This window comes from Coleofasciculus sp. E2-BRE-01 (genome assembly GCF_040221695.1).
Classification (GTDB): Bacteria; Cyanobacteriota; Cyanobacteriia; order Cyanobacteriales; family Coleofasciculaceae; genus Coleofasciculus.
In genome coordinates, this window is record NZ_JAVKEA010000182.1 from 21,412 (window position 1) to 28,580 (window position 7,169).

A 7,169-nucleotide genomic window follows, 5' to 3' on the forward strand; every position below is an offset into this window, starting at 1 on the left:
TCACCATTGAATCGGGCGCACGTCTGTGCGCCCCTACAGTTTCGGGGCTAATGGTTAATTCATCAAATAAGGTGTGCCACGCCACTACATACTTTGTCTCAAATCTAAACGACAAGAGGGCGGGTTTTGTTGATAAGTTATCGGTATACCCGTCAATTACACGGCTAAACCCGCCCCTACAATCCTCCTACCCTCTTACCCTTCTACCCTCAATTACAATGAGAAACGTTAGTAAAGTCTTCCAGGGTGGGGGCAAAATTAACGGTTCCTGTATTATTCTGAGTGAGAGTATCTAGATTCACGACCTCGAATGTGCCATTATTGCGCTGAAGCTGGAACTCTGTCGTGCTGGTAGTCTCAGTTAGGGCTAGGCAGAACGTGCGATCGCTATTAAGTACGGCATTAAATCCTGGAATAGCATTTTTATCCAAAATTGTCAACTCTACATCGGCAAGAGTTTCAGCATTGCCATTCGTTTGCAAAAAGATACCCTGACTAGCATTATCCGTAACCATGGTATTGTTAATCCGATAATCTTGCACCGAGATAGCATTTCCCTGGACAAAAATGCCTTGACCTCCATCCGTTCCATTGGTGGGAGTTGTACTGCTAATTGTACTGGTTTCAATCTCAAACTCCTGGTGGCTATTATTATTCGCCGATACGAAAATCCCCTGACCTGTGCTATTACTAATTTGCACATTACTAATCTGAAACCGTTGCTGAGATTGGAGTTCGGGATTCTTCTCATCCCCATTCGCCCCAACAAAAAGACCTTGACCCTGACTATCACTGATTTGGACATTATCAATCGTGAAGTCTTGTTGGGCAATGCTATTGGCTTGGACAAAAATCCCTTGACCACCACTGTTTAAAGTATTCAAACTTGTGCCATCAATCGTGCTATCTTTAATCTCAAAGTTTTGAGTGCTATTGTTATTAGCGCTCATGAAAATTCCTTGACCTGTACTCTCACGAATCTGGGCATCTGTAATGGCAAACTCTTGCCGTGATTGGACAGTTAGGTCATTTTCATCTCCATTCGTTGCCACAAAAATACCCTGTCCAGCATTGTTAGTTATCGTGGGACTATTAATCTGAAACTCCTGGACTGCCAAGCGGTTACCTTGCACAAAAATCCCTTGTCCACCTTCGCCTTGGGCGTCGAGTTCAATATTACGAATCGTGCTGCTGTCGATGTCAAAGACTTGTTCGCTGTTATTGTTCGCCGCAATAAAAATTCCCTGACCCACGGTTTCACTAACGTCAGTGCTATTCAGTTGGAACTCCTGTCTCGATTGTGCAGTGAAGTCATTTTCATCACCATTGGTAGCAATTAAAATACCTTGTCCAGCAGTGTTAGTGACGCTGGTATTGTTGAGGATAAAATCTTGAATAGCGACGCGATTTCCCTGAATAAAGACACCTTGACCCCCATCACCATCACTATCGAGGCGAGTCTGGTTAATGGTACTGGCATCAATGTCAAAGGTTTGCTCACTATTATTATTAGCCGCGATGAAAATCCCTTGTCCTGTACTTTCGCTAACCGTAGCATTGCTGAGATTAAAATCTTGAAGCGATTGCTGCGTCAGGTCATTTTCGTTACCATTGGCGGCGATAAAGATGCCTTGACCTGCACTTTCAGTAACCGTTAAGGTCTCCAGAGTCAAGGTTTGCTGGGCGCTGGCATTGGCTTGCAGGAAAAGACCTTGACCGCCATCCCCATTTTCATCCAGGACGGTGTTACTAATACTTGTATTTAAAACGTCAAAGACTTGACGACTATTATTATTCGCAGCCAAATAAAATCCTTGACCGACACTATTACTAATTTGATTATTGGTTGCGGTTAATTGCTGTTGCACCTCACCAGAGGCTTGAATAAAAACACCTTGACCACCACTGTCACTGATTTGGTTACTATCCAGGGTGAGTTTTTGTTGAGTGGTTCCCGATGCTTGAATAAAAATGCCCTGCTGACCGCTATTTGTGATAACATTATCAGCGATCACACTGGTTCCAGTTACATCGATGAGACTAATCCCTTGTCCTGTGGCGTTGGTGATGCGGTTATCTTGAATCGTCACATTCTCAATAGCCGCGCCTTGGATACCATTTCCCGTGGCATTGGCGATCGCAAACCCAGCCAGGGTGGTATTATTTCCTAGCGTCACCGTTCCCGTAATTGTGGGAAACTCACCGCTTCCCGATAAGGGCAACTGCACCCTACCCAGTTGCTGCGTATCAATGCGTTGAACTGCACCTGCGGAGAGTACCGCTACTCCATCGGCAAACTGAAAGCCTTCTGTCTCAGACGTCGTACCCACTTGCACATAAACAATCTCATCAGCTTGTGCCACACTCAATGCATCCTGCACTGTGCCAAACGGCGTTTCAAACGTACCCTCTCCTGTACTCACCCCCAACGTGACATGCTGAAACTGCCAAGGTTGACCCGTTTTCGGGTTTATCGCCGCGACTTGTTCATTTTCCGTTTGTTCATCGACAATAATTGTGGCGATACGTCCTACCGATTCACCCATCCGTGTCAAGGCGCTGGCTGATTCCACCCCACGGGGACGAGTTCCCGGAAAGGTTGCGCCTAAACTGAGGATAATCCGAGTGTCAAAGATTTGGTCAGTTTGCACCGATAAACCCAGATTCAGATAATCTGTGGGACGCGCCTCCAATCGCCCTCGAATCCCAATCGCACCATCAGTTCCCTCTCCACCGTAATAATAAACCCCCCCATATCCCCGTAAATCTCCCGCCCCTAATCGCAACAACCGCCCTCCCGCTTCAATATCAAATCCCGCCATTGCTGCTTCAAAGCGCTGTCGATGATTGAGAAGTAAATTATTCTCCTGAAATCCGCGCAGGGAGAACGACTCATCCACCTCTGGGCGGCGTTCACCCACTGGCAAATACGCATTCACCCGCAAATCCCAATTATCGCCTAGTCGTTCAAACCCCGCACCAATTTGGTGAAAGACGCTGTTTCCAGTATCACGGGTATCGTAGGAAAGATAGCCTCCCAGAATCCGGTTTTGCGTGGAATTGTAAAACCGTTGTCCGAGAACGATAGTTCCGCCCATCGTGGAGTCGGTGAACAGGCGCAATTGTCCCTCTAGAAATGTCACGGTACTTCCGGGATTCTGAGTAATCGGAACAAAGCCTTCCAGACTAAAAAATGGGTCTTGATAGCCTGCTCCTTCGCTGGTAAACTGACCACCTATACGGGGTAAGACTCTCAAGTCTGTGGCAGTTCCCTCCGGCAGTGAACGTGGCGTATCGGTTTCCGACGCAGGGGTTTGGGCAATGACAGGCGAAGTTAACCCTCCAGAAACAAGTAATCCAACACAGAGGGCTTGAGCGGAGATTTTCATTAATCAGAGGGTGAGTACAATCGTCACCCCCTCTTACAGGTATCGCTTTTGGGAATCCGGCAAAGGGGATTCTGGGTTGAAGTTTTGTTAAGTTATGTCGCCAAAAAAAAATCCCCTTTCGGGGACTCGTCCAAGGGTGGGAAAAAGATTTCATCTATATTTTTATTATCTACCCAAGTGGCAGGAGTTGTGTGTAGCTAGGATGAAGTTTAGATGAAAAATCGATGAAGTTTCTGTAAAGTTGGGTCTGGTCGTTGGTCATGGCTTCTTTGTCTGTTGTTGTTGATCCCGATACTCTATCCCTTTTTATTTATCAAAATGGTACCACCTAATAATGGAAAATCCCGTTCTCGATCCACTGAGAACGGGAGAAGGAGTCTTGCTTTTCACACCCCATACCCCACACCCCATACCCCACACCCCACACCCTATACCCCACACCCCACACCCTATACCCCACACCCCACACCCCATACCCCACACCCCACACCCCATACCCCACACCCTGCCTACCTTTGACTTAGCTTGTCACCCCTTCAGTTATCCCCCTTTAACCAGCGGTTGATGAGGCTGAAAGGCTATCCTTTGGCAAACGGGTATGTTTTCTACATCCGTTCGAGTACCGAAATACCGAGTAACGATAATCCCAGTTTCAGCGTTTGAGCTGTTAGGTCACACAACATCAATCGTGATAGTCGCACGGATTCCTCCGCTTTAAGCACAGGACATTGGTCATAAAATTGACTGAATTTCTCGCTCAGTTCATACAAATACTGACAAAGACGATTAGGTAATAACTCTTGCTCAACTTCTTTAATTACCTCGCTGACTTGTAGTAGATGTTTCGCTAGTGTTGCTTCTTGGTCTTCTTTCAATGAGACTTGAGTAGATGTTCTTAACTGCTCAAAATCAATGCCACCTTTGCGACCAATACTTTGAATCCGGGCATAAGCATACAGCAAATACGGTGCTGTATTTCCTTTGAGCGATAGCATCTTATCGAAGCTAAACACATAGTTGCTGGTGCGATTTTGACTGAGGTCAGCATATTTGACCGCCGCCATACCAACCACTTGAGCCACATGTTCAATGAACTCCTCGGTCTCCTGGCGACCTTCTGCTTGGATGCGAGTTTCGAGATTAGCCCGCGCACGCGCGATCGCTTCATCTAATAAATCCCGCAATCGTACTGTCTCTCCAGACCGAGTTTTTAGCTTTTTCCCGTCTTCCCCTAGTACCAATCCAAAGGGAACATGCACGACTTCAACAGTCTCCGGTAACCAACCTGCCCGTTGTGCAACCTGAAATACTTGGGCAAAATGATTCGCTTGTCCAGCATCAGTAACATAGATAATCCGATTTGCCCCATCTTGCTCAATCCGGTAGCGTAATGCGGCTAAGTCAGTTGTGGCATAGTTATAACCCCCATCCGACTTTTGCACAATTAAGGGTAAAGGTTCACCTTGTTTATTCGTAAATCCTTCTAAGAAAACACATTTAGCACCTTGGTCTTCCACTAATAAACCTGATTGTTCTAAATCTTTGACAATATCGGGAAGTAAGGGGTTATAGAATGATTCACCCCGTTCGGTGATATGTACATCCAGTAAATCATAAATGACCTGAAATTCCCGCCGGGATTGCTCACACAGCAACTGCCAAGCTCGTTTGGTATCTTCAGCCCCAGCTTGCAGTTTCACAACTTCCTGTCGTGCGGCTTCTTGCAAGGTTTCATCGGTATCGAACCGTTTTTTAGCTTGTCGATAAAAGCTGACTAAATCTCCTAAATCAACCGCCTCAGCCGTGGTTAATGCCTCTGGGCAAACTTCCCGAAGATAGGTAATTAACATGCCAAATTGAGTTCCCCAATCTCCGACATGATTGAGGCGCAGGACATGATGATCTCGAAATTCCAAAATACGGGCAATGCAGTCGCCAATAATAGTGGAGCGCAGATGACCAACATGCATTTCTTTGGCAATGTTTGGACTGGAAAAATCTACAACAACTCGCTGGGGCTGTTTGGCGGGTTCTACACCTAAGCGAGGATGGGTGAGACTCCTATTCAGCTTGGCTTCTAAATAAGCAGGTTTAAGGGTGAAATTAATAAAACCGGGTCCTGCGACTGTGGGAGGATGGCAGATATCAGCAACATTGAGATGGTTAATCAGCATCTGTGCGATCGCTCGTGGGGGTTGACCTAGCGGTTTTGCCAGAGAGAGTGCCGCATTCGATTGATAATCACCAAATTTAGGATTACTGGCAGGAACTAACATTGGATCTGTACCCGCCATCGTTTCACCAAAGGCAGCAATCAATGCTTGCTCAAATTTGGCTTTTAGTTGTTCCAAGGTTGAAGTCATTGCGCTAGGTAAAGAGTTGAAACGATAAGAGGTTGCCAAGAATCAGGGAGAAATGGCTTACTCAAAACATTAGGGAATGAACTTTAAATGCGATTCTCGTCCAGTAAGTTCATACTTAAATCCAGCCAAGTGGACCGAGTTATAGGGGCACTCGTGGAAATATAGTCTACACCGGTTTGGGCTACAGCACGAATGGTGTCCAGGGTGATATTCCCAGAGGCTTCAATTTTCAGTCGGTCATTTTTGCCGCGAATCTTATGTACCGCCTGTCGCATCCTCTCCAAGGGCATATTGTCCAGCATGATAATGTCAGCCCCCTGCTCTAAGGCTTCTGTCACTTGCTCCAGGGTTTCGGTTTCAACTTCAATCCGCAGGGGGTAGGGCATTTGTTCCCGGATACGAGCGATCGCGTCTTTGATGCTACCTGCTGCCACTATATGATTGTCTTTAATCATCACGGCATCATCTAAGCCAAAACGATGATTAATGGCACCACCGACTTGAGTGGCATATTTTTCCAGCAGTCTCAGCCCTGGGGTGGTTTTACGGGTATCGACGAGTTGAGTCGGAAGATCAGCAAGTTGATCGACATATTGGCGGGTAAGGGTAGAAATCCCGCTTAAGTGCATCGCCAGGTTGAGAGCCACTCGTTCTCCCATTAAGAGGGTATCCAGAGAGCCATGTAAACGAGCAATGACTTGTCCAGGATGACAGTCTTCCCCCTCAGCTACAACGGCGACAAAACTGGTTTGATCGCTTAAAAGTTGGAAGATCCGTTTCGTGATCGGCAATCCAGCAATCACTCCCCCTGCTTTAGCCGTCCATTCGGCTTGGACAATTTTGTCCGGGGCTTCCCACAAGCCTTGAGTCGTGCGATCGCCTCGACCGATATCCTCTAACAACCAGTTCTGGAGGATCGGATCTAGCAGGATCAATGGCGGTAAAGCTCTCATCTGACAAACAGGGGTAATTTTCTCAAGCTGGTCGGGTTAGCTCTAGATTTAACATAGCTCAGATCGCCCTCTGGGAAAGGGTTTTTGACTTCTCCAAAAAAAAATTAAAAAAAAGGTTGACAACTCCAGAAATAGCCACTACATTGGTAAATGCGCTTGAAACGGAGTTCGCTCCGCACTCAAGCGTCCGAACCAAGAAAAATCAATAGTTTGAAAGCCAAGCATACAAAACTCCTTGTCAAAAAACTTCGAGAGGAATCAGGAAACTGAGGCTCTCTCAACTAATAAGGATAACTTGGAAATGTCCCCTATTAATAGGAGACATTTCGGAGCCTAGAAAAAAACACTCTAATATGGAGAGTTTGATCCTGGCTCAGGATGAACGCTGGCGGTCTGCTTAACACATGCAAGTCGAACGCAACCTTCGGGTTGAGTGGCGGACGGGTGAGTAACGCGTGAGAATC

Annotated in this window: 3 protein-coding genes and 1 rRNA gene; 1 reads left to right on the forward strand and 3 read right to left on the reverse strand. The window is 46.5% G+C overall.

Annotation, left to right across the window (positions count from 1 at the left end):
• Window positions 1-209: 209 nt before the first annotated feature.
• The 3 genes from RIG66_RS22345 to nadC all read right to left on the reverse strand — a co-directional run bounded on the left by RIG66_RS22345 (window position 210) and on the right by nadC (window position 6,705).
• A complete protein-coding gene (locus tag RIG66_RS22345; RefSeq protein WP_446380923.1) occupies window positions 210-3,389 on the reverse strand; it encodes a beta strand repeat-containing protein in 3,180 nt (1,059 codons plus the stop codon).
• A 605-nt stretch (window positions 3,390-3,994) separates the two neighbouring features.
• Window positions 3,995-5,752: an arginine--tRNA ligase gene (argS, locus tag RIG66_RS22350; protein WP_446380924.1), complete on the reverse strand. Its 1,758-nt coding sequence runs from the start codon at window positions 5,750-5,752 to the stop codon at window positions 3,995-3,997.
• An 83-nt stretch (window positions 5,753-5,835) separates the two neighbouring features.
• A complete protein-coding gene (gene nadC, locus RIG66_RS22355; RefSeq protein WP_446380925.1) occupies window positions 5,836-6,705 on the reverse strand; it encodes a carboxylating nicotinate-nucleotide diphosphorylase in 870 nt (289 codons plus the stop codon).
• Window positions 6,706-7,055: 350 nt separating this feature from the next.
• Between nadC and RIG66_RS22360 the strand changes: the two genes are divergently transcribed.
• Window positions 7,056-7,169: ribosomal RNA gene (locus RIG66_RS22360) — 16S ribosomal RNA — on the forward strand; the annotation flags it as partial.